A 23,090-nucleotide genomic window follows, 5' to 3' on the forward strand; every position below is an offset into this window, starting at 1 on the left:
CAAGGGATCATCCAAGAAGTGACTTCTTAGGCAACGAGGCTACAAATTCCTTCAGGTAGAAAGGTTCGAAGTAGGCCACGTCTTTATAATCTTCCCCGGCAACTGCTTTTTCTGCCAGCGGATACATCATCTTTGCCAGCGGATGGATATCATCGATAAAATGCGCGTTCGGATGGATGATCTTCTCACGGCATTTGGCAGCTCCATTTCCGTAGAAATAGACAGGGGCTTCATTCAGAAACTCCAGATAGGAATTTTCATCGACAATATCGGCGGCGATCGCGCGTTTCACGTTCAATGCACGGTCGTAGACGGCAGCATATACTTCCATACGGCGGGCATCGAGCATCGGACAGAGCAACGCATCTTCCGGCAAATCGTGATACAGCAATACGGGCACACTCAGCACTTCGAGCGTAGGAAGACCGATCAAGGGCACATTCCGTCCGTAACAAATGCCTTTCGCCATCGAAACACCGATCCGGAGTCCGGTGTAAGAACCCGGTCCGCAACTCACCGCAACTGCATCCAAAGGTATGGCATGACTATCAATGAACGATAACGCTTCATCTACAAACACTCCCAAAGACACAGCGTGTGAAGGGCCTTTCAAGTCTTCTTTCACAAAAATCGTCTGTCCGTCTTGACTGGCCGCTACCGAGCAAACAGTGGTAGAGGTTTCAATATTCAGTATACACGACATAAAAATCAGCTTATTAAATTGTCGCAAATTTACATGATTTGTCGGAAACTACCTAATATTTGCGTAGATATTCTCAGAAGGGGTATAAGAGCACTTCTAATCTATACAAAGTATCATATTTAGTCCAAAAGAACGGATTTTAAGAACCAAATTAAAGAACCGATTCAAAGAACAAGGTTATGACACATCAAGTCTTTATTAATGAAATTGTAAAAGCTAATTTTAACCTCCGTCAACCCAAAAGTGAGAGACCAACTAATATTTATTTGATAGTACGTATAAATCAGAAGCAGGCTAAATTGTCGACTGGAGTAAAAGTATATCCTGAACATTGGAATATCAAAAAACAAGAAGCGTATATAAGTTGTCGCCTAACAGAATCAGACAATATAAATAATACTATTACCAATAAAAAATTGTTAGAGTTAAGAAGTCAATTTGAAGAATTTAAGCGTTATCTTTGTGATAATCCAAGCGAACTAAAAAATTGCTGGGACTTATTAAGGAAATACATATACAAAAATAATATGCAAAGAACTAATAAAATAAACGCTATACATTGGCTACGAGATATTATTGCCAATGACAAAACTATCAAAACCTCAGGTGAACATAAGAGAGGATCGACAATGGAAACGTATTTAATTGTATTAAAAGATTTCCAAACCTTTCTAAAAGAAAAAGGTCAAGATACTATCAGTTTTGACGATATAAATCTGGCATTAATTAAAGAGTATGAAACATACCTATTCAATAAAAAAGTAAAAGGTGAACGAACAACTGCAACAAGTACTGTAGGCAATAAATGTGTTCAACTAATTGGTATTATTAAAAGAGCAGAACCTTATAACCTGATAGACATACACGAAGCTAAATTAGACAAATACTCCAAACCCAAAAGCAGACAAGGAGATGAAAATGAGATTTATTTAAATGAGGAAGAAATCAGTAAGATATATTCCCTTAAACTCCCTTATAAAGAGGGGGTTGCCAGAGATGTTTTTATCCTACAATGTTGGACGGGACAACGATTTAGTGATATAAAATCATTAAATGAAGGTATCGTAAAAGAAACCAGCAGCGGAAAAGTACTAGAAATTGTACAGCTTAAAAAGACCCGTAGAGTTACTATTCCATTATTCCCTATAGCTTTGGAAATACTGAAGAAATATGATTTCAATTTACCTGAAATCACAGAAAATACGATGTTGAGATATTTAAAGAAAATAGGATTAAAAGCCGGCCTTACAGAAGAACATATTGTAACAGAAGATAGAGGGGGCAAAGTTACTAATTCAATCAAACAACGTTGGGAACTAATAGGTACTCATACCGCACGGCGATCTTACATAAGCAATATGCTCAAACGTGGCTATGATAGTCACTTATTGATGAAAATCACTGGACATACTACTGAAGAGGCGTTCAAGAGATATATTAAAGTTCGTTCAGAAGATGTTGCATCATTTATACTTAAAACGGAAGCAGATCGAGCAAAAAATAAGATATCCCAAGAAACATCTCTCCAAAGTAATATTCCAATAAATAGTAATCAAGTACTCAAAGTGATAAAGAAAGGAATCGAAGAAGGCCTAAAACCATTAAATAAAGAACTATCTGATATAAAAGAAGTCATGCAGTATATAACCATTAATAAAAGAAGTATACGGCCTGTCAATGCTCGTAGACTCATTGCTATGGTGGTTTCTTTAGAAAAAGACAATACTCCCGCCCAAACGATCATCAACATGTTAGAGGCATCAGGTATCATAGGGTCAGTTAGTGTTACAATGACAGGCGGTCAATATTTCCCGATGCAAAATATGAATGAACGAGTGTTGGATGAATTAAAGACTTTAGCTGTGGAGGAAAAAGACCTCAATAACAAATAGTAATTTCTCCCTTTCTCACCCCCTCAAACTCTTATAGATGAGAATAAATTGAAGCGTAGAGATTGCACCGGTAGTAAATGGTGCACATAAGCTTCAAACAAGATTAAACAATTTCCGGGTTGACCCCAATACTTAGAAGATCATTGGGCGATTCAATTCGAAGGATAGCAGCGGTATCGGTAATTATCACAGCTACAGTCTGGGTAATGAAAGTATGACAGCCTATCAAAGAGCCAAGTCAGGACGAAGAGTCTTGATAACGGCTCTTTATTTTTTTCTTCTCCTTTTCTTTACACTTCTTCCTCCCCCTCTCTTCACCTTAAACCCTTATATATGACAAGAATAAGAAATAAGAATAAAAGACAAGAGAACAAGAACATATTATTAACCAACAACAAAAAGCAAGAGAAAAATGAAACATTTAATGAAAGGAATCAGAATCGCAGCATACATTGCTGAGATCATCGTGGCAGGTTCAACTATTGTGGAACTTGTAGAGAAGTATAGTGGTAGGAGCAAACGTAAATCCGCCGCAAGTAAAGTTGATACAGGCAATGTAGCAACTGAAAACCCATAGAAACGTCTAGTGAATGGATTATGATAATGCACAGGACGTAATTATAACTATCCTTGAGGTAACAACATCCATACTCAAGGGAATAAAGAAGCTAAGAGGAATATTTGTAAAAGCAAAGAAATAAACCTCTTGGCTTTTTCTTTTATCGGATTTTATTAACCAATTAAAAACTATAAAAATATGGAAACTACAAGAGAACTGTCTGTCGTTCCACAACAAGGAATGATGACAAAAATGGGCATAATCAACCCAACCTTTATCGAAGATGCAGTAATTGTATCGGAAAAGAAACAGGAGAAAGAACATCCCAATTTTATTGAATCAAACACTTCAGGCATTACACTTGAAGAACTGGAAACGAACTGTATTGTACCCAGCTTTGGAGACAACCAGCTTACAATCAGCCACCAGACTTTTATACACCGTATTGAGGAGGCGGCAAGCATATTTTTTGCAGGAGAAACTTTCGGTAATACGGAAATCAGAGTCTCACACAAGATTTTAGGCAGACATCCTTCCGCACTGACAAAAAGGAAGGAAGAACTCAAACCTGAAGACGAAACCATCTATTATCAGAGGATGGCATTCTGTTTTCATATCCGAACCATATGTCGGGAAATGAACGGTGAGGAAGTGCATCTTTGTATCGGCGGCGTAAGAAGCCTGAACGAAGAGAACCTGTACGGGAAAAAATCCCCTGAAAAATTTAAAATCTTTATCGGATGGAGAGTCAGGGTATGCAGCAATCTTATGCTGACATGTGACGGCTTGACAGGACGTCTGGAAGTGATGGGCGATACGGATATCTATATAGCCGCCCTAAAACTGTTCCGGGAATTCAACCCCGAACAAAATTTGAGACTTCTTGAGAATCTGGGAAGAACGATGATTTCACAGGAACAATTCTGCCAGATAATCGGACGTTTACGGCTTTACCAGGTTTTACCGGCATTACAGATGAAAGAATTGCCGAAAGTTATCTTAGGTGATTCAAACATCAATGCAGCCACCAAAGGCTATATTGACAACCCTAACTTCGGCTTACGCGGAAGAGCAAAAATTTCATGCTGGGACCTGATGCAACTTCTTAACGAGGCAGCCAAACAGTCCTATATTGACAAATTTCTCGAAAGGAATCAGAACGCCACAGACTTTGCAGTGGGCATTCAGAAAGCCTTGAGAGGAGAAGACACTGAAAATTACGGATGGTTCCTAGGATAGACAGGGACATCCCAAAATCCTATGAAGGGAGAAAGATCTAAAAATAACAAACAAGGTCTTTCTCCCTTTTTTTGTTAAATTAAAATCAGAAAGGAGAAAAACATATGAAAATAACATGCATACAGGACATATACAAATGTGACACTTGTAAATCAGCACTAGACGAGCACGGAAGGAATTGCAGGCATGGGATATTGTTCCCCCTGCTTCTTTTAATGGGAAACTTTAAAAAGTGCATGAATTATGAATTTGATGCGGAGAAGATGGAACTTCAGTTGCTAAGAAAAGAAAATGAACGGACAGGGCACACCGGTGAGTAAAACGGGAATGGTTCTGAATAAAATGGAAAGGAATAAAGTATGGCACATTACACCTTCGATATAATCAAATATACCTTAATTACCGAAGAGGGGGAAACGTACAAGGACTTCATAGAAATGATGCCCTCGCTGACGGTACAAGCAACAAATTATATTGCAGCCACTTTAAAAGCCGAAAAAGCATATCCGTCAGATAAATATGTGCACCAGTTCATTGATACTGACGCGGAAAAATGGCCGGCCAATACAACTATATTTTAACTAAAAACAAATCAGAAAGAAATATGGAAAGATTTGAACTTGAAAACAGTAAAGAGTTCAAGGCGGCACAGGAACTGGAAGACGCCTTGAACAACATGTCATGGAACAGTGAAAAGTTTGCGGAGTCAGTGGGGTATTATCACAGGACACTCCAACAAAAGCTGTTCAGCACTATGGTAAAGGTCATAGAGATGATGGGAAAAGAGGACTATGGATATGACCTGAGAAATGAGGCTTCACACAGGATAGCCCGGAAAATAGTTGAATCAGGAGTACTTGACGAGACTATACCGATCATTTGAGAAACGGTTGAAACAGACCGGAATTATATCTGAGGAGGATATCACAATCAACGTGGTGTCCTCCTTTTTTTATTTACCTAAAATACAAAAGATTATGTTATACTATAAATTTCAAAATTACGAAGAATTCAAAAACATGTTTGGTATTATCAAGCATGGAAACGGAGTATGCAGCAGAAAGAACAAGATACTGCTGGCATATGTGAAAGACAAGAGATTATTACATGAGGCGGTAGAGAAAAACGATTATACGCTGCTTCATATCTCTTCAATGGCGGAACTGAAAAAGACCGTTACCCAAAGAATAATTATAAGCGGACACTCGGATAACTCCCTGCGTTATGTTCTGGAACTGGATGGAGACTTTTTTTACTCCAGAAACCTTGAAACGGACAGTCTGAAAGGGCTCTGTGAAGACGGGGACACTAAGGCAATCCGCTACATTAATCATGGGAACGGAGAAAAGGTGTTTAAAATGAAAGCGGGAAAACTCTATCGTTCCATCATACAGGAAACGGAATTTGGCAGAACCCTTCCAGAACAGGTAGTGACCTATCTATGTGAGGAATTTTCGGCAGACTGGCAAGTGTATACTCAGAGCAGACTCCCGAAGAACACACTGCACATTGATAAAGACTTTGAGAAGATATATTCATCAGACTGCTGCAAAGGGGATTTCTCTTCATGCATGACGGACAAGGATTATTACTATTTCTATATGGACTCCGTCAATGCAAGTGCAGCGTACCTGACCGATGAGGATGATATGGTGATTGCAAGATGTATTATCTATAATGAAGTCAAGGATCAGGATGGTAACAAATGGAGACTGGCTGAAAGACAATATGCCAGTGATGAAAATGATATCCTGAAGCGTGCCTTGATAGATGCCCTGATCAAAGGGGGATACATTGACGGTTACAAAAAAGTCGGTGCAGGTGCAGGTGATGCAAGAGAGTTCGTTGACCTTGAGGAGAATTCATTGTCAGACAGGAAATTCAGAATAGAATGTGACCTGGACTATGGTGATTCACTAAGTTATCAGGACTCATTCAAGTGGTATGATGAATACGATAGAGTAGCTGACAATTATGGACATGGAGACATTGGACTGGATGTTACTGACGGTTCTATAAATGGTGAAGAAGAGGAGGAATACGATGATTTTCATGGCTACCATTGTCATGAAACACGCTCCGTATATTGCCATGGATGCGAGTATTACTGTGACGTGGAGAACCTGGATGAATTCATATGGATAGAAAATCTCGGGGAATACCATCATGAGTCGGATGTTACAGAATGTCCGGAATGTAGCGGGCTTTTTCTGGAAGAGGACAATTTCCATTCAGACATAACAGAGGAGGACTATTGTTGTGAAGAATGCCGGAAGAAAGCGGAACAGACATACAAAAAAGAAAACTGGCATTATTCCGACTATGATGAGGAATACTATGAGCATGCAGGAGACATAACCGTATACCGGGTATGGAACAATATTCTCTGTGAATATGAGGAGAAAAACATATCGGTTGAGTCCGGAAATAAACTCTTGGCGGGAGGAGAACTTCATGAACTGGACGGTATACTCTATGACATAATAGATGAAGAGACCGGACTGCCTTATGCATACGAAATGAATGAAATGACTGTTTAACCCACAAAAAAGAAAAATTATGGAATTACTTAAGAAATTATATCAGATTTATAGCCCGAGCGGAAAAGAACGGGCGATGACAAAGTTTATATGGGATTATGTAAAAAGAATTCCCGGTGTAAAACTTGAAACTGATAAAATCGGGAATCTGTATATAACAAAGGGAGACGCGGAATCATATCCCTGTATCGCAGCACATCTTGACCAGGTGCAGAGGTTACATTCAAAAGACTTCACGGCTATTGAGACGGAGGAAATTATATTCGGATACAGCTCCCGGAACAAGAGACAGGAAGGACTCGGAGCGGATGACAAGAATGGAATCTGGATAGCACTCAAATGTCTGAAAAAGTATGATACCTTAAAACTGGCATTCTTTGTCAGTGAAGAGGTGGGATGTATAGGTTCAGGAAAAGCGGTGATGGATTTTTTCAATGACTGCCGATTTGTTATACAGCCTGACAGACGGGGTTATCAGGACATTGTTACAGAAATCGGCTGGACCTCACTATGTTCTCCCGGATTCCTGAAAGCGTCCGGATATAAACAGTTTGGATACAGGGAAACACATGGAATGATGACAGATGTGCAGGAACTAAAAGAACGGGGGCTTCAGGTCAGTTGCACCAATCTTAGCTGTGGATATTACGAACCGCATACGGACCATGAGTTTACGATAAAGAAAGACCTCATGAACTGCCTGTCACTGGTAGAACATATTATTGAGAATTGTACTGACACTTATCCACACCAGGCTGAAATACCGGGAAGACGAAGAGGTATCTATGATGAATTCGATGAAGCGACGGATGAAATATTTGCCCTGCTCGACCATGGGGAGTTATGGAGTGCGGAAGACCTCTATTATATGTACCACTCCGTTTTCCCACAACTGGACATGGAAGACTATCAGAGAATATATACAGAATATTACAACTTAAATACAATCGAATATGGAGAACAAAAATTATGATTTGAAACTGGCCAGATATATATGGTCAATCTTAAAGACACAGCCCATTATAGTCATGTCATGGGGAGTAGATATGGATACGATAAAACCGGTTAAAGGCGGACTGGAATTTCATGTACAGGGATTCAAGCATACGGGAATGGTACAGGTTATCCTCGATGAAGGGAAGGACTTGTTTGAGGTTCATCTTATCCCCGACTCTGAAGGAGAAGAAAAAATAATAGAAGACGTTTATCTGGACATGCTTGTTTCTGTAACAGACAGGAATGTAGAGAAAACGGATGATTATGAGAAGAAGATTTTTGAAGAGTACAGAATTATAAGAAAATAGTACTTTTCAAAAATAATCAAATCTGAAATAATTGGAATCCTATGAGAGAAATTGGAATCTATGAAAACCTAAAATCTCACAGGATTTCTTTTTCATAAACCTCAGGTGACAGATATTGAACGTTCGTTTGGTATTTGTGACCGACTATTAAAATATGTAAAAATGAAAGCAAAAACTTATATTGCCTACCTCCGACAGTCCACGGTAAAACAGGAAATCTCCGGATTGGGAGTGGAGGCGCAAAGAGAAATTATACAGAATCACTTGAAGGATAAAAAGCCGATTGCTGAGTATATTGAAACAGAGAGTGGACGTAAATCCAACAGACCCAAACTTATAGAGGCTTTGGGAGAATGCAGAAAAACAGGATCTACCTTAATTGTAGCCAAACTGGACCGGTTAAGCCGGAATGTAGCTTTCACCAGTAAATTGCTGGAGAGTGATGTGGAGATTGTGTTCTGTGATTTTCCTCAAGCAAATAAACTCGTACTGCATATAATCAGCAGCATAGCAGAATATGAAGCCGGACTGATCAGCCAGAGAACCAGACAATCGCTACAGGCCAAGAAAGCGAGAGGATGCCGGCTTGGTAAATCCGAGAACCTGACGAATAACCTTGAACGGGCTATCGGGGAAAGCGTAAAGACCAACAAGAACAAGGCGGACAATAACCCCAATAATATGAGAGCCATTGCCATGTTGCATTCATTGCTCATGCAGGGGAAGTCGTTGTCCGAAATGACCGTAATCTTAAACAGGCAGGGCTTTGTAACCTCCAAAGGTTGCAGATTCCGGATAACCCAGGTAAAAAGGCTGATCGTCAGGGCAGGACTTGAATTGCCACAGAAAACATGAATCTAAAGGAATTACTTGATCGAAATAAGGGAGACTATGCAGAATAGTTTCTCTTATTTTTTTCTTTATCGGAAGACCTTTCCATTTTTAGGATATGCCATGTATCATCATATTTCATTATCTTTGCGGTAAATAAATTCCTATATCATGGACTCTAATAAAAATGACGCAATGAAAATGCAGGAAGAAAAACGTCAGGCCAGAACTCTGGAAAATATGGAAATAAAGTTATCGGAACAGATGGAAATGATGAAGCAGCTCATAACAACCTCGGCTGTCATATCCATTGATGAATTATGCTTTCATTTCAGAACGGCTGTACAGACGGAATCCGTGAACGTGCCATTGCACCTTTCTTTTGAAAGGCATTTTAAACTTCTCATAGACTATGCCAGAAACGACAGGAATGTCTTGTCCAGTCTTTTACATTGCCTTAACAGTCTTTACGAATGCTACAGAACAGTTACTCCCGAGTATTATTTCGACAGGGTAATGACCCGGGCCTTCCAGGATTCAATCCTTGAAAGTTTTGAACTATTTTCAACCGCTCTGAAGGACTATGATGCCCATGACCGACCTATAAATCTGGATGCCCCTTATCTGAAGCATTATAAAAGATTCGGTTCACACCCGCATAAACAATTCTACCACACCTACCTGCAAAAGTTGAATGAAAAGCTGAATTACCTTCTTTCAGAGAGCCGCCTGGGATTAAAACTTGACTCCTGCTTCATACCGGAGAATTCATACAACATTATTCTGGAACAGTCGCTGGTGGAGGATCTATATGCTTTTCTGGTAGATGAAAAGTGCCTGCAAAAGGATGACTATACGGAAAGAGACTTCAAGCTGCTGTTCAATAACAGCGTATTCAAACGTAATGCCAATCCTATCCGTTGGATAAAGACGACAGAGAAAAGCCAGATGACTTCCAACATAACGCTCCGTACTCTATTTCTCGTGCTTGGTGAAAAAACAAAGAAAAATTTGCTGGACCAGGAGCACAGGCGATACTATGAATCACTTTTTATCGGAAAGGACGGCAAAAACGTCTCTCTGGAAGACAAAGCCAGCAAGGTTAGCAAGGGCAGCCAATCTCTCCAGGATTTCCTTTCACAACTACGGTCAATTTTAAAATTATAGAGAAGCCGTCCACCTCTTTTTCCGCCTATTCCCGCCCACTCTGTTAATGTCGTTATAACATCCTGCTTTCTAATATGTTATAACGACATTTTTTTATTCTTCATTTTTATCTCACTCCTTCTATTCCCGTCTACCTAAATGCAAAAAAAAGGCCTTATATTTGCGGAAATATTTACAAATAAAAAGAATTAGATATGGAAACAAATAATTTGAAGTCTTTGGATGGCGGGACTATAAACAGTGCTATCAACGAGAATGTTAACGATTTCACGAGAGTGATGAATCAAGTAGATAACAATATAGAAAAAACAGAAATGAGAACGGAAGACATGCAGCCGGATAAAAACGGCAAAGATAAAAACGGACAGACGGCTGAAACACAGGTTCTGACTCCCGGAAATAGCCATGTGGAAAAGGGGGAGGAAGAATACTGCTTCCCGACAGTTGAAGAGCTTCTTTGCAGAGAGCGTGAGGACATACTTTCGCTACGCAGGCTTCCCTATACGGATATTGATTATGCCACCTACAACTGGAGTGTGACACAAGGCTGCCTCAAACTGTCGCCCGGGTGCAAACACTGTTATGCGCAAGTCATAGCCGAGAACCAGTCCAAACGTTCGGATACCAGGCGTTTCAAGGATGGTTTCAAACCTGGTTTTAATGAAGGATTACTGTATACTCCCCTTCATGATACCAGAAAAGGCATTGTATTTGTCAGTCCGCTCGGGGATTTTGGACATGCCGATATTACGGATGAACAGCGCAGGGCAGCCATCGAAGTCATCCAGGCGGATGAGACAAAGGTATTTCTTATCCTGACCAAACGTCCGGAAACCCTTGTACAGTTGTTCGAGAATATTCCGGTTCCTTCCAACTGCCTTCTGGGGGTGAGTGTGGAGTCGGAAGCGTACCTGTCACGCATGGACACACTTCGCAAGATCGCTTCAGACAACCTGGTAGTTTCTTTTGCCCCGCTTTTGGGTGGGATGAAGGATATTAATTTCGGCAGGTTTGTCTGGGTACTCATCGAAGGTGAAGCAACCCGCCCCATGGGTAATGCGCGCATGGTAAGGACGGAATGGATACAGTCTATCATAGAACAGGCCGAATCCGCGCCGATACCTCCCGCTATATATGTAAAGCAGCTCGGAAACAATGTGGACGGGGTGGTAAAAAGCAAAGCACAACACGGGTACTTGGTAAAAGGCGTTTCCTACCGCCAGTATCCCCAAGTCATAAGAACAATCCTGAAAAATACTGATGAAGAACTGGAAAAAATGAATATGCAACAGAAAAAGGATAAAGAAATGAAGAAAGAACGTAGTACGACAAAGAAAACGACAACAGCGGGCACCGGAACTGAAGCTGAAGCCCTCTCCCATGTCATTCCCCTTAGCAAGGTTGTGAAAGAAGGGGCCAAGAAAGGGAAAGTAAACAACCTGTATGGTACCTGGGTTGTGGAAGGAGAGGTTACGGTGATTGCCGGTGATACGAATGCCGGTAAATCCTCAGTTACCTACCAGATGGGGTTGGATGCGGCTTCAGGTAAGAATACCCTCGGTTTTCCAGCTCCTGTCAAGCCTGTGGTGGACGAAGTGGTGTACATTGACACGGAACTTAGCATTACCCAGTTGGGGCAGCGTTTCGGAGGTATAACCATCAGTGACCGCATGAAATACATCGATGCTACTGCCTGGGACCTTGAAAAGATTCTTTCCGAAATAGAAACCATTGCAAAAGAATGGAACAAAAAAAAGGTGCTGTTCATATTGGACAGTATCACAGTGGCGGCAACAGGAAGTATCACGGCCAAAGTTGCAAAGGAGCTGATGAAAAGATTGAAATTAATCTGTGGACGCTATAATGTAACGGTAATAACGCTGATGCATACAAGAAAGCGGGACAAATCCAAACCTATTGAGATGCAGGACCTGGCCGGTTCCGCCAAACTGACTGACTTGGCGGATAATGTGCTTGCAATGGCCAAATGTAATGCTACTGAGGTGTATGTCAAAGTTCTCAAGTCACGCAGCAATGCCATTCCTGATAAAGTACGGTATTTTAAGATTCGCAGTGACGGCTATCTCCATTTGGAATTCATTCGGGAATGTGAGGAAGAGGATCTGCTGGCACAGGGTAAAAGCAAGCTTACACCAGAGGTGGAACAGGAGATTCTCACCCTGCGTGGAAAAGGATACTCCGTCAGGAAAATAGCAGATCATATGAAACTGTCAAAATCTGCTATTGACCGTGTGGTTCAAAAGCATAAGGACAGTGGAGAATCCAGCGTGGATACCATTAAGGATGCACAATTACCCGACAACGCAGCCTGATATAAAAGACCATATCCTGTAAGACTTTTACGTAATCATACAATGGAGACTGGAATTCAATAATGAGTTTCAGTCTTTTTGTTTATCTGAAGATTCCTAAGTTTCCCTTGAGTTATCCACTGTCCCTTTGTCCCGAAACTGACGATCCCACTGTCCCGGATATCACATTTTTCAGTATTTTAGGCATGAAATTTATATAAAATACCCTCCAAAATTATGTTTTTTATCATTTGCGAATAAGCGTAATTACAGACATGATATAGTAAGTATTTGTATAGTTACAAACATTATCAATAGATTACACACAAATATCTATTTCGTATTATTTACATCACATAGATAAAATCCCAAAATATACATATTTTCTGGGACACCTTCCCGGGACAGACGGATAAAAAGAGATTCAGGGTTAGCCTGACCATTTCTTTTCCTTCAAAAAAATATCTGTTTTGCCGTTCAAATCCCTCGAAAGCTTGATATATGTATGAAACCAAATATAATATTGTCAGATATGAACGATAGCTCTATATCAGACCGTCAGGTAAAGGATTGTCCTGATGTCATCGAAAAAACAGTTCCACAGAGAATCCCTAGAAGATACAAAGAGGATATCAAGAGATTACATGGGAGATACGATCTACATGAAGGCTTGGTCATTAATGTGTCTCTCAAAGAATTCAGAGGAATATGTGAAAGGGATTATCCCAAAATCGAAGCCTACCTGGGATTAAGGAAATACCTGTTGCGTACTTTCGGAGTAACCCTGAATATACACTCACAAAAGACTAAGGGTGATTTCGATAAAAATACAGATGAACCATAAATTTTGTATAACCGGAGTTAGCTGGAGGCAAATAGCTATGGAACGGAGTGAAGTGACATACATAACTCCCCGGAGGGAGATAAAGTGTTATAAAAAAGTTTGCAAATCGTGTACATTTTATAATAGAAGTACATTTTTTGTAGTATATTTTATAACATCTACATTATCCTACCGGTTATGTATTACATACTCACTACTTTCGTATACTTCTCTGTCTCCAACTTTCCCCATTAATCTTAAAAGTGAAACAATGCATAAAATAACATTAAAAGGATATTCTTGCCTTTAATAACGAACTGGGCAGATACATAACACTAAAATAATAGATACACAAATGGATACAATAGTTATTAAGAGATCGGAACTCATAGAACAGATCAGAGAGGATTTCAAACTTTGGGAAGAAATGTCACCGGATATCGACGAAGGCTATTTTGATGAAGAGGACGTACAGTCTTATCTGAATTTCCTGATAGAAAGATATCATGACGAATGGATTGTCATAGATGATATACAGGAAGGAGGTGATGTATGAAAGAGCTTTTTAATATAACCCCACATATCACTGGTGAGGGATTTAGAATGAAACTCAGTACAGGCGTAATCGATGTCTCGGATGATAACGGAGGCTATATCATTTCCTCAGGTTGTGGTAGCGGTAAAACAGAGTCAATCAAGAGTCTGATCCGACAGAAATATAACTCGGGGATTCTGTATTGTGTTGATACCCGTGACGAACTGGGTAAGATGTATGACTGGATTCTGGCTAACCTGGTGAACAGGGAATTGGGCTATGGTGATATATTGAGAGAAAGCGACGTTATGATCATATCCAGTGATAAGGAGCGTTCATCCTTTCTGAATCAATACAGGGACAATCCCGAAATTCTTATGGAGAAAAAGATTATCCTGATCACACATGTACGTTTCTGGACTGACCTGATCAATTATTTCCTCATTTACCGTCCAAAGTCACCCGTAGATTCATTTGACGGGGATTTCAGGAAACTAATGGTAAGGCCGGATCTTAGACGGTATATCCTGTTTGACGAGACTCCCACCTTTATCAGACCTTTCGTGGAATTTGATAAAACAATTCTGGGAGTATTCAGTAAAACCGATGATACGGGTAATATCATTTGTATGTCACCGGAAGAGATAACCCGGTATTACAACCGTTTTATGAGAAATACCAGGAATGATCTTTTCAATCAGGCGTACAAGATCAACAGAATAAAAAGGGATGTTGTGCTAAATCTGATTCCGAAGTATTATGACTCATGGATGTTGGATGATAACGAAAAATCGGGTATTACATTCTACCCCGTCGATCTGTGTCCTCTTGGAGTAACCATAGGTACCCATATTCTTGTCTTCGAAGGGGCAGGAGATATTCTACTCAGAGAATCTAAACACTTCACCCTTCTTGATGTCGGACAGAAATACAATTCCGTGACTGAGTTCAAGAAGATGGGGTTCAACCTGTCACGTAAGGAGGAGTTTGATGAAAACAGATTCACAGATTTTATAAACGCCATAGCCGGGGTGATCAATAAAAAGACACTGATCGTATGCTGGAAAGGCATAAATGGGGAGAATGGTGTTGCCGGACAATCGGAATATGCAGATAAAATTAAGGAAGCGTTATTAAAGAAAGGTATTGCCCAAGAGTTACCATATGTTACCTATTATGGTTCTTCGGATAACAAGAGTACCAATGACTACAGGGATATCGAGCAGATTATATTATGTGGGAATTGGTCCTTGCCTAATACCGAAGCAGCCAAAATAAGACGGGCTTATGGTACAACGACTGACCCGCAGAAACATAAGGACTGGTTCTTCAGTCAACTGATCACAAGAATTGGCATAAGAAAGCATCAGCCGGGTACATATACGGTATATTACACGGAAGATTTTGATGATGACTTTATAGAAAGAATGAAAGTATACCTGAATGAAAGCAGGATATTAAAGCCATACAACAAGAAACTGCCGGATTGGAAAAACAGGCTGGATACAATGAGTATACGGGGGAACCTTAAAAATGAAATTGTGCTATTGGCTATGGATGATGAGGATATGAGGAATGCTATCGGTATGGATCGGGAATACACTAAAGAGGTCAGTTTTGATTATCTGGAAAATTTGGGGGTAAAGAGATATGTGAGGGAAAGGCGTAAATATAATAAACTGATAGAGACATTAGGTAAGATAAAAATAACCCTGATAATAAAATAAGAAGGATTGGGTATGGTGTTTTAGCCTGCCCACTCTTCTCTAAAACCATACTATACCTTACCCGCCTTTTTTTGATGGTCTAGCTATATATATGAGAAGTAAAAAAAAGCGGGTAGATATAAATAAAAACATATAATAGATTGAGATAGATAAACAGATAAAAGTGTATATGCAAATTATGGCAAATGTATATAGTATAAAGAGAGAAGACATGCTACGCTGTCTCTCAAAGTGATACAGAGAAAAACTTAAAACATTTTATCTCCCTTCTCTTATCACTAAAGGAAGAGCACGAAGTGGTCTCTCTCTTGTTGATCTTGTTATTTATCCATATTACTTTTATTCCATTCTATTACCATAAATACTGAACATAGCACCTCCAATGAAAAAGAGTGGTTATGTGTAGAGAGAATAACAATAATAAAAATCCTAAATATGATGATTAACAAAACAGTCAGTTACTACAATAATGCGGATGATTCCAGGAGTAAAATCCGTTATAACCTTGATTATGTCCTGGGGATGATTAGGAATAATCAGGAACTATTCCAGCAAACGGTAAGACTTAGATCTATGCCGACAGAAGAAGAATACAAGCAGGCGAAGAAGTTGTTACCAATGATTGCTCCCTCTGGCGTATTTGATTACCGGAATGATGCTCCGGAAAATCTCAAGGAGTATTCCAATGTGTTGGTTCTGGATTTTGACCATTTCCAAAGCCACCTTGATGCCGGAGAATTCAAGAGAAACCTGATCGACAATGCAGACCGTCTTCATATCTATGCACTTTGGTTCTCACCAAGTGGATTAGGAGTAAAAGTGGTAATGCTCCATGATAACACAACCCCGATGTATCATAATGAACTCTTCAGATGTATTAGAGAACAACTCTACCCAGGAGTAGCACAGTTTGATGATAAATGCGGTAATCTTAGCCGGACATTTTTCCTAAGTTCGGATCCGGAGATCTATATCAATCCGCAACGGGATTCTCTTACTCCTTACCACTTTGAGCATTCCCCGTCAGTGAGGGCAACTCCCATGAAAAGTTACAATCAGGGTTACGTAAGCAATAGTTTTACTCACACCTCGGCAGAAATAATCCAGAATAATTGTTTTCAGGCACAATGGAAGGACAAGACACTGATCAATTACATAGATAAGAAGTGGCGCCTGGAATATCCTGAATCTTATGAGGACGGTCACAGGCATCAGTCTATCCTGGCCAGAGCTAAAAGGTTATGCAGGTATGGTGTGCTCTATGAAAATGCATTGGCATATCTCACCGGGACATTCGGGTTACATGGGATTGATAAAGCTGATATAAAAGGAATGGTTATCAATAACTATAACGCCAACAGAGGAGACTTCGGAAAGGACAGAATGAGGTTGTACCTGAAAAAAGAATCCGGTAGGAATTATAGGAACCAGAAGCTGAAAGGGGAATAAAAATAAAAAATAAGGAACCGTTTTCTCCGTTTTAATACCATTTTACGTGTATCTTTACCGTCCTAAAAACTTTAATAGCCTTATATTTGGAAAGGAAACAAGAAAAATAAATACTCATAAGTGAGTGCTAAATATTGGAAAACGTTTATCTTTGTAACGCTGGAAAAATTCTGGCAGACATAAGAAGTGCGTTAAAAGTTCTACTACTTAAACTACCACATTAAGAAGCAAAGAGAACGCCAATAACATGCACTCACTTTTTTGTTTCTGTATATGCCCAAGTATATACGGCATTTTGCTGTTTATATACTTATCAGACATATTCAAGATGAGAGGTGATGCTTTGGTTCTCTTTGCAGGGGTGTGGTAGCCCTTAGTAGTAGGATCAAATGCAAAGCCTCTCTTTTTATGTCCATACCTAAGTTAATCTTTCAAAGATTGCTGAATTCGAGAGAGCTTATAGGCGTATAGGAGAACAAAGCCTCATGAAAGACCCCAAAGAATCAAATATCCCTGTCGATAGTCATATTATAGATCCTGTCGGAGCTGTCAAAATTACGCAGAATATAGAATTTGATACCCAGCTCATGAAAGCTCATACAAAAGGAGGATTGGGATTCATGGCTGAGGATGCCAATTCACTTCACGATCGTTGGCGGCATAAACAGGTAGAAGACATAGGACGGAACAACGAAAAGAATGGTGCGGACCGAATCGTGGATGGAGTGTATATCCAAACTAAATATTATGATACGGCAGCTAAAACCATAAATTCTGCATTTGATGTGGAGACCGGAATGTACCGCTATTATCAAAAGACAGACGGTAAACCGATGCTCTTGGAAGTTCCCAAAGATCAGTATGAGCAAGCGGTAAACCTGATGAGAGAGAAAATAAAAAAAGGGAAAGTTGCCGGAGTCACCGATCCCAAGGAAGCCCAAACATTAGTAAAAGCCGGATGTGTAACATTTAAACAGGCAAGAAATATAGCCAAGGCAGGCAATATAGACTCATTACTGTTTGATGCCAAACAATCAGTGGTATCTACCGCATCATCATTAGGCATTTCTTTCATTATCAACTTTGCAATACTTAAATACAAGAAGATAGATACAGGGGACGCTTTGAAGATTTCTTTTGTAGAAAGCATTAAAACCGGAGGTTCTGTTTTTATTAGTAGTGTGTTAGTACGTCAGTTCTTTAAAACAGCTATGGGGAGAGGATTATTAACCACGTCCACCCAAGCGTCAAAATCAGCTGTTAATTCGGTATACAACTATGCTTTGGGGAAGGACACGATCCATAAGTTTGCAGCGGTAATTTGTGAAAAACATGTAACAGGAGCTGCCGCCAAGAATGTAGTAATCAAATTTTTCAGAACAAATGTCATAGTGAATACCACACTTATATTGATCAATACTGTGCCTGATTTCATTAAATTCATGGATAATAGAATGTCATGGAAAGAGCTGACTGCTTCTATAACTAAATCCATAGTCGGATTTGCCGCATTTACAGCAGGATTCAGCGTGGCATCCAGATTTCCGCTGCCTGTACCCATGAAAATAATTATTCCCACTCTCTCTGGAATCTTGTCTTCCCTTGCTGCCAGTGATATTGTTTTCCGATTACTTAAAACCGATAAGGAAAGGAAAGAATACAATATCATACAAGAAGCCATACAGGACTTATGTAATGACTACATGATAATTGACGAAGGAGAATTTGACATTTGTATGGAAGAAATTCAAAAACGTGATATTATTAATGAGGACTTTATCACACATATCAAAGCTAGAGAAACAGATAAAGCACAGAAATCTTATGTGTATACACGATTAAAAGGTTGCTTCCTCTATGTCATCAATAAAAGAGAACAGATTATCATTCCAACCGAAAAGCAACTTATAAACGAACTTGATCGGATAGATATGTCAGAAGAGGATATGAATCAAATATTTATTAACATCATAAAATAATTCAATTATGTTTGAAAAGAAATTTTTGAAGGACAAAGATTTGGAATTCTTGGAAGAATGCTCCAATGAAGATTTAAAAGTACTGGCTGATTTACTGGTATATGACAAGGACAATAATCCGAGATATTCGGAAACATTATCCAGAACACGCCTGTATAAAGAGTCATACCCTAACCAATTACAGAAAGCATGGGCAGAGATTGCACATGAATTTCAACTCTATGGCGGGGATAGTTTTGCCAACTTCTTTCGGGGATACGGAGTGCCGTATCGTGAAATCCTGATGGATGTCTGCGATAAGAAGAAAGTCAATTATAACAAAAATTCATCTACGGAACGGATTGAGATGTATCTGATTCAAAAGTTAATGGATGATGTACTGGAAGAAATGGATGATGAGCAATTGCAGGAATTGGTTAAGGATTTGCAACTGGATGCCAATACATATCAAAGCAAGGATGCTATGAAAAACGCTGTCCTGATGGCTTGCATGTCCCCGGCATTCGTTTCACAGATTCTGACATTGTTAACAAGCGTGCTGGTGCCCAGAGTGGCACTAGATATAGCGGTGGGATTGGGACTGGTAAGCAGAATCGGAGGGATACTTGTTCCTGCCATAAATATCATTATGGGAGCATGGCTGTTAAAAGACCTAACGGGAGCGGCATATAGGGTAACGATTCCAGGGGTTGTATTAATCATCTATATGCGACGTAAGATGCAGACTGAAAAACAAAATATATAGACCGGAAAAGTTCTCACCCCATGAAAAAGGAGAGAAATAATACGATAATTACAGAGTATTGTTATGAAAAGACAAATTACAATCAATATCAATCATGTTCAGAGGAAAAACATTTTTTATGTGGTCGAATTTTCGTAGCAACAGATATTGAATATGATGCTACTATCTATTCTTTCCCTCAGCCTCGTAAACGTTGTGGTGGTATAAGAACTTTACCGGTTTTGCATAGCATATTCACTTCTGTTTATAAAAAGAAATGGAAAAATATGGAAAAAATGATTAGATACACATTATTGAGATATTCATAATGCCATACTATTAAAAACTAACAAAAAGGAAACAATGGTCAGAAAAAAAATGATTTATAAGATAATTAAATATGGTATAATTCTTATCGTATGGATTGTTGTGCTTAAACTGGCATTTCATGATTTTAAACCGGAATATCTTATATCCTGGAATGCTTTCAGCAATTGGTGGATAGACACATATGCCGGCCTTTTTAAAATGATACTCTCTATTATTTTAGGTATAACTCTCATTTGGGGTATTGGATGGCTTTTATAGAAATGGTTACGTGCATTTTTCATTTTTATTTTCAGACATAATCCAGAATCATAGATACTCTCATGAACTATGGAGGAGCGGGAATACAATTACTCTATCGGAAGAAGTGTGAATTGAAGAATATCGTTAAGAATGTACTGGAAACATGATTGGTAAAAAACTGGATTATTATAACCGGAATTTTAATAAAAACAATTATGAATATAGACAAGGATGATCTTTATATATATGGTCTTATAAGTGGTTTGATAATATGCAGTCCATTTTTGGGTGTTTATTATGGTGCCAAATGGATTTATAATCATACTCCTCAAAAAGCTAAAGAAAAGAAAGAACGAGATCTAAAAATTCATGAACTGGAAGAAAAATTAGGTCTTACAGGAAGAGACAATAAGGCTCTTTATTATGATCCTCATTATTATAGAAATCGGAACAAGAATAGAAATGATTATTTGATAGATTTAAAGAGGAAAGTGGATTGTAATTATAATAGTCCTGATATAATAACTGTTATAGTAGAGAGTACATTTGACTCTTCTATTTTTGATGAGGATTCTGAATGTAGCACCTTAATCATGGTACATGAAGATTATTATAATGTACCCAAAAAGAAAAATTGGAGAGCCGACATTTATTTTAGCTTTAATGTTTTGAGTAGCACATTCAATATATTAAGTACATTATCCGAATGTGGTAAATACAGTAGCTACTATGTTATTTCTATTCCTGGTAAATATCAACGTAAAGAAGTTATATGCGGGACTGGTAAATTTGCAAAATTCATAAATGATTTCAAAAAGGTCTATAAAAAATAGAACAAAGAATCAAATCAAAATACCATTTCATGTCTGATATATGAATTGCGTTATTCATCAGGATAATATTATAATAACGTACTAAGAGATAAAAAATCTTGGTGCGTTTTTCTTTTTTTCTTCTCACTCAAAAAATGACAAAACACTCTTAGTATCCCGCCAATTCCTAACTAATGATGAAAAAACGGCAAACAACATATCTAAAATGTGGAATATTATGAATTTATTCTTTGGTGGTCCCCCGGAGGAATCACTGAAGCGTCAGGTTGGAGAAAAGGCTTCCGGTCCTGATGTTAGCGAAAAAACGGGAAGCAGGCATAACGAGAAGTACGAACAGGATATTACAGCACTTAGGGAGAAGTTCGGAAACTCTTTTATAACCGGACTCTGTATCAGGATCACACTGAAGGAAGCACTAGGGATGATGCCACGTAACCGAAAAAGGGTTGACGCATATGACGGGCTGGCCAGATATCTGCAAGAAGAGTATGGAATTATACTAACCATTTATTCACAAAAAACTAAACCAAACGATCATGAAGAAGATAATTTATAAAGGTACAATAGAAGAGAATGACTATAACCGTGTGAAAGACATAGACAGCGAGAACTATGTAACTCCGGACGGAAAAACGGTACTGCCTAAATTAGCGCAGATGCCATTACGAGACCTCGCTATCCTAAGTTTCACCAGTGAGAACGAACTGAAGAAATACTATACCGGCAATGAGGAGTACTTTTCATATTCCGTTGTAGAACTGATGCTTGATACAAGAATACAAACCAGAAATTTGAGCAGACACAAAGTCAGCAGTTTTGAGGATGCATTGTATCTGCTTTATACCTATTCAGAGGAGATACCACAAGCGGACGATCCCAAATATCTGTCCATTCTTATTGCAGCCGACATATTGAATGTAGAGGAGGAGGATATCATAGAAGAGGCAAGAAGGGATAATAAGTTGTATTCGGACGAAGACAAGAACCTGTTTGTACCGGTCCGGTGGATTGGGGACTGGTATAATGATGCTCTGGCTACTTTGGGGATATCGAGTGTCATCTATATACAGACTAGGGGAACGGGGAAAGTTAAAATATTAATTGAAAGAGACCTGGAGTAATATGAAAAAGAAAATATTCGTTATGGGCAACGTGTATGATTTGGGTACACTGGGAGTCAATGAAGTTGAAAATGCTGTTCAGGCGGATCTGGATAAGGTCTTTAATGCCGGTGGAGTCAGATTCCGGTTAAAGGAAGTATCGGGGAAAACATTGGAATTGACATTTTTCCGTAAGTACAAGGTTGGTGAAATAGATTGGCTAAATTATGATCCAAAGTTGATCTATAATATTGATGCTAACATAATCACAGGGCATAGTTTTAATGGTTTCAGGATACCGGATTACTGGGGAGGCGTTCCTTTCGGGTACACGTTTTTCATGCCGAAGAGAGAATTCACGAGGTGTTATAAGAATTCGGCTGTACTACTTGGGACGGATCAGATAGAGAGAGTTAAGATCACAGCACAACCGGAGAAAGTAGTGATGAGATTGACATTTTAAAGCAAGAGAGAAGATAGTTAGAGATAGCTGTCTTCTCTGCTTTTTTGTTTTATAGAGGTACTAGAAATTACAAGATTGATTCTCTTCATAGGCATCCATATCTCACCTTCTCCTATTCAACAACAAAAATTCCCCTGTAAAGTCTATTTCGAATTATCTATGAAAATATATATCAACGATCTTCACAGACAGTTGATATATGGGGTAAAAAAAAGCATATCGGAAATCAACCGATATGAAAGTGCCGGTTAAGATACACCGCTGTGCCCTTCTTAACCAACGAAAGATGTAGGGTTCTTCATCCTGTAGCATGAAGTTAGGGACCTACATATAGCAATTC

The 23,090-nt window shown here is 39.0% G+C and carries 23 protein-coding genes; 22 read left to right on the forward strand and 1 reads right to left on the reverse strand.

Going from position 1 to position 23,090, the window contains the following annotated elements:
• Positions 1–7 precede the first annotated feature (7 nt).
• The gene (gene tsaB / locus K6V30_RS24270; protein WP_010539191.1) at positions 8–703 is read right to left on the reverse strand and encodes a tRNA (adenosine(37)-N6)-threonylcarbamoyltransferase complex dimerization subunit type 1 TsaB; all 696 of its coding nucleotides are present in this window, start codon (positions 701–703) and stop codon (positions 8–10) included.
• A gap of 179 nt (positions 704–882) precedes the next feature.
• On the opposite strand from tsaB, the gene K6V30_RS24275 reads away from it, so the two are divergent.
• The 22 genes from K6V30_RS24275 (at position 883) to K6V30_RS24380 (ending at position 22,750) form a co-directional block, all read left to right on the forward strand.
• The gene (locus tag K6V30_RS24275; RefSeq protein WP_010539192.1) at positions 883–2,595 is read left to right on the forward strand and encodes a site-specific integrase; all 1,713 of its coding nucleotides are present in this window, start codon (positions 883–885) and stop codon (positions 2,593–2,595) included.
• A gap of 412 nt (positions 2,596–3,007) precedes the next feature.
• Positions 3,008–3,172, forward strand: a complete 165-nt coding sequence (locus K6V30_RS24280; protein WP_008766378.1) for a hypothetical protein — start codon at positions 3,008–3,010, stop codon at positions 3,170–3,172.
• A 180-nt stretch (positions 3,173–3,352) separates the two neighbouring features.
• Positions 3,353–4,393, forward strand: a complete 1,041-nt coding sequence (locus K6V30_RS24285; protein ID WP_055269775.1) for a DUF3871 family protein — start codon at positions 3,353–3,355, stop codon at positions 4,391–4,393.
• A gap of 359 nt (positions 4,394–4,752) precedes the next feature.
• Complete coding sequence (locus tag K6V30_RS24290; protein ID WP_055269773.1) at positions 4,753–4,974, forward strand: hypothetical protein; 222 nt, start codon at positions 4,753–4,755, stop codon at positions 4,972–4,974.
• Between the two features lie 23 nt (positions 4,975–4,997).
• A complete protein-coding gene (locus K6V30_RS24295; RefSeq protein WP_010539196.1) occupies positions 4,998–5,276 on the forward strand; it encodes a hypothetical protein in 279 nt (92 codons plus the stop codon).
• Between the two features lie 94 nt (positions 5,277–5,370).
• Positions 5,371–6,933, forward strand: a complete 1,563-nt coding sequence (locus K6V30_RS24300) for a hypothetical protein (RefSeq protein ID WP_055269867.1) — start codon at positions 5,371–5,373, stop codon at positions 6,931–6,933.
• A 19-nt stretch (positions 6,934–6,952) separates the two neighbouring features.
• Complete coding sequence (locus tag K6V30_RS24305) at positions 6,953–7,906, forward strand: hypothetical protein (protein WP_055269771.1); 954 nt, start codon at positions 6,953–6,955, stop codon at positions 7,904–7,906.
• Positions 7,887–8,237, forward strand: coding sequence for a hypothetical protein (locus K6V30_RS24310; RefSeq protein ID WP_055269769.1), 351 nt, complete (start codon positions 7,887–7,889; stop codon positions 8,235–8,237). Before K6V30_RS24305 ends, K6V30_RS24310 begins: the two co-directional genes overlap by 20 nt.
• Positions 8,238–8,399: 162 nt before the next feature.
• Entirely contained in the window at positions 8,400–9,092 is a 693-nt protein-coding gene (locus K6V30_RS24315; RefSeq protein ID WP_109114884.1) for a recombinase family protein, read from the forward strand.
• 147 nt (positions 9,093–9,239) lie between these two features.
• On the forward strand, positions 9,240–10,235 hold the full coding sequence (locus tag K6V30_RS24320) for a hypothetical protein (protein ID WP_109114883.1): 996 nt from the start codon (positions 9,240–9,242) through the stop codon (positions 10,233–10,235).
• Between the two features lie 194 nt (positions 10,236–10,429).
• Positions 10,430–12,568, forward strand: coding sequence for a DUF5131 family protein (locus tag K6V30_RS24325; protein WP_224207221.1), 2,139 nt, complete (start codon positions 10,430–10,432; stop codon positions 12,566–12,568).
• Between the two features lie 511 nt (positions 12,569–13,079).
• Positions 13,080–13,391: a hypothetical protein gene (locus K6V30_RS24330; RefSeq protein ID WP_224207222.1), complete on the forward strand. Its 312-nt coding sequence runs from the start codon at positions 13,080–13,082 to the stop codon at positions 13,389–13,391.
• Positions 13,392–13,725: 334 nt separating this feature from the next.
• Positions 13,726–13,926 carry a hypothetical protein gene (locus tag K6V30_RS24335; protein ID WP_109115478.1) on the forward strand — a complete coding sequence of 67 codons (201 nt, stop codon included), beginning with the start codon at positions 13,726–13,728 and terminating at the stop codon, positions 13,924–13,926.
• Complete coding sequence (locus K6V30_RS24340) at positions 13,923–15,632, forward strand: hypothetical protein (protein ID WP_130062107.1); 1,710 nt, start codon at positions 13,923–13,925, stop codon at positions 15,630–15,632. The genes K6V30_RS24335 and K6V30_RS24340 overlap by 4 nt, the downstream gene beginning before the upstream one ends.
• A 435-nt stretch (positions 15,633–16,067) precedes the next feature.
• Positions 16,068–17,081, forward strand: a complete 1,014-nt coding sequence (locus tag K6V30_RS24345; protein WP_224207223.1) for a BT4734/BF3469 family protein — start codon at positions 16,068–16,070, stop codon at positions 17,079–17,081.
• A gap of 485 nt (positions 17,082–17,566) precedes the next feature.
• The gene (locus K6V30_RS24350) at positions 17,567–19,060 is read left to right on the forward strand and encodes a hypothetical protein (RefSeq protein ID WP_109114927.1); all 1,494 of its coding nucleotides are present in this window, start codon (positions 17,567–17,569) and stop codon (positions 19,058–19,060) included.
• A 7-nt stretch (positions 19,061–19,067) separates the two neighbouring features.
• On the forward strand, positions 19,068–19,805 hold the full coding sequence (locus K6V30_RS24355; RefSeq protein ID WP_055269753.1) for a DUF3944 domain-containing protein: 738 nt from the start codon (positions 19,068–19,070) through the stop codon (positions 19,803–19,805).
• A gap of 20 nt (positions 19,806–19,825) precedes the next feature.
• A complete protein-coding gene (locus K6V30_RS24360; protein ID WP_055269751.1) occupies positions 19,826–20,113 on the forward strand; it encodes a hypothetical protein in 288 nt (95 codons plus the stop codon).
• A 456-nt stretch (positions 20,114–20,569) separates the two neighbouring features.
• Positions 20,570–21,187 (forward strand): hypothetical protein, encoded by a 618-nt coding sequence (locus K6V30_RS24365; protein WP_130062106.1) that lies wholly within the window; start codon positions 20,570–20,572, stop codon positions 21,185–21,187.
• A 217-nt stretch (positions 21,188–21,404) separates the two neighbouring features.
• Positions 21,405–21,743, forward strand: coding sequence for a hypothetical protein (locus tag K6V30_RS24370; protein WP_224207224.1), 339 nt, complete (start codon positions 21,405–21,407; stop codon positions 21,741–21,743).
• Positions 21,724–22,308 (forward strand): hypothetical protein, encoded by a 585-nt coding sequence (locus tag K6V30_RS24375; RefSeq protein WP_055269743.1) that lies wholly within the window; start codon positions 21,724–21,726, stop codon positions 22,306–22,308. Before K6V30_RS24370 ends, K6V30_RS24375 begins: the two co-directional genes overlap by 20 nt.
• A gap of 1 nt (position 22,309) precedes the next feature.
• A complete protein-coding gene (locus K6V30_RS24380) occupies positions 22,310–22,750 on the forward strand; it encodes a hypothetical protein (protein WP_055269741.1) in 441 nt (146 codons plus the stop codon).
• Positions 22,751–23,090: the final 340 nt, after the last annotated feature.

Origin of the sequence: Bacteroides faecis, from assembly GCF_020091505.1 — a bacterium.
In the GTDB taxonomy this organism is placed as follows: domain Bacteria; phylum Bacteroidota; class Bacteroidia; order Bacteroidales; family Bacteroidaceae; genus Bacteroides; species Bacteroides faecis.

Bases quoted from the DNA above. Each gene is read 5' to 3' on its own strand.
- K6V30_RS24305 (WP_055269771.1), top strand. From the start codon at position 6,953: ATGGAATTACTTAAGAAATTATATCAGATTTATAGCCCGAGCGGAAAA.
- K6V30_RS24380 (WP_055269741.1), top strand. From the start codon at position 22,310: ATGAAAAAGAAAATATTCGTTATGGGCAACGTGTATGATTTGGGTACA.
- K6V30_RS24360 (WP_055269751.1), top strand. From the start codon at position 19,826: ATGAAAAAGGAGAGAAATAATACGATAATTACAGAGTATTGTTATGAA.
- K6V30_RS24295 (WP_010539196.1), top strand. From the start codon at position 4,998: ATGGAAAGATTTGAACTTGAAAACAGTAAAGAGTTCAAGGCGGCACAG.
- K6V30_RS24345 (WP_224207223.1), top strand. From the start codon at position 16,068: ATGATGATTAACAAAACAGTCAGTTACTACAATAATGCGGATGATTCC.
- tsaB (WP_010539191.1), bottom strand. From the start codon at position 703: ATGTCGTGTATACTGAATATTGAAACCTCTACCACTGTTTGCTCGGTA.
- K6V30_RS24340 (WP_130062107.1), top strand. From the start codon at position 13,923: ATGAAAGAGCTTTTTAATATAACCCCACATATCACTGGTGAGGGATTT.
- K6V30_RS24325 (WP_224207221.1), top strand. From the start codon at position 10,430: ATGGAAACAAATAATTTGAAGTCTTTGGATGGCGGGACTATAAACAGT.
- K6V30_RS24315 (WP_109114884.1), top strand. From the start codon at position 8,400: ATGAAAGCAAAAACTTATATTGCCTACCTCCGACAGTCCACGGTAAAA.
- K6V30_RS24355 (WP_055269753.1), top strand. From the start codon at position 19,068: ATGTTTGAAAAGAAATTTTTGAAGGACAAAGATTTGGAATTCTTGGAA.
- K6V30_RS24320 (WP_109114883.1), top strand. From the start codon at position 9,240: ATGGACTCTAATAAAAATGACGCAATGAAAATGCAGGAAGAAAAACGT.
- K6V30_RS24290 (WP_055269773.1), top strand. From the start codon at position 4,753: ATGGCACATTACACCTTCGATATAATCAAATATACCTTAATTACCGAA.
- K6V30_RS24370 (WP_224207224.1), top strand. From the start codon at position 21,405: ATGAATTTATTCTTTGGTGGTCCCCCGGAGGAATCACTGAAGCGTCAG.
- K6V30_RS24280 (WP_008766378.1), top strand. From the start codon at position 3,008: ATGAAACATTTAATGAAAGGAATCAGAATCGCAGCATACATTGCTGAG.
- K6V30_RS24275 (WP_010539192.1), top strand. From the start codon at position 883: ATGACACATCAAGTCTTTATTAATGAAATTGTAAAAGCTAATTTTAAC.
- K6V30_RS24300 (WP_055269867.1), top strand. From the start codon at position 5,371: ATGTTATACTATAAATTTCAAAATTACGAAGAATTCAAAAACATGTTT.
- K6V30_RS24350 (WP_109114927.1), top strand. From the start codon at position 17,567: ATGAAAGACCCCAAAGAATCAAATATCCCTGTCGATAGTCATATTATA.
- K6V30_RS24330 (WP_224207222.1), top strand. From the start codon at position 13,080: ATGAACGATAGCTCTATATCAGACCGTCAGGTAAAGGATTGTCCTGAT.
- K6V30_RS24335 (WP_109115478.1), top strand. From the start codon at position 13,726: ATGGATACAATAGTTATTAAGAGATCGGAACTCATAGAACAGATCAGA.
- K6V30_RS24310 (WP_055269769.1), top strand. From the start codon at position 7,887: ATGGAGAACAAAAATTATGATTTGAAACTGGCCAGATATATATGGTCA.
- K6V30_RS24285 (WP_055269775.1), top strand. From the start codon at position 3,353: ATGGAAACTACAAGAGAACTGTCTGTCGTTCCACAACAAGGAATGATG.
- K6V30_RS24375 (WP_055269743.1), top strand. From the start codon at position 21,724: ATGAAGAAGATAATTTATAAAGGTACAATAGAAGAGAATGACTATAAC.
- K6V30_RS24365 (WP_130062106.1), top strand. From the start codon at position 20,570: ATGAATATAGACAAGGATGATCTTTATATATATGGTCTTATAAGTGGT.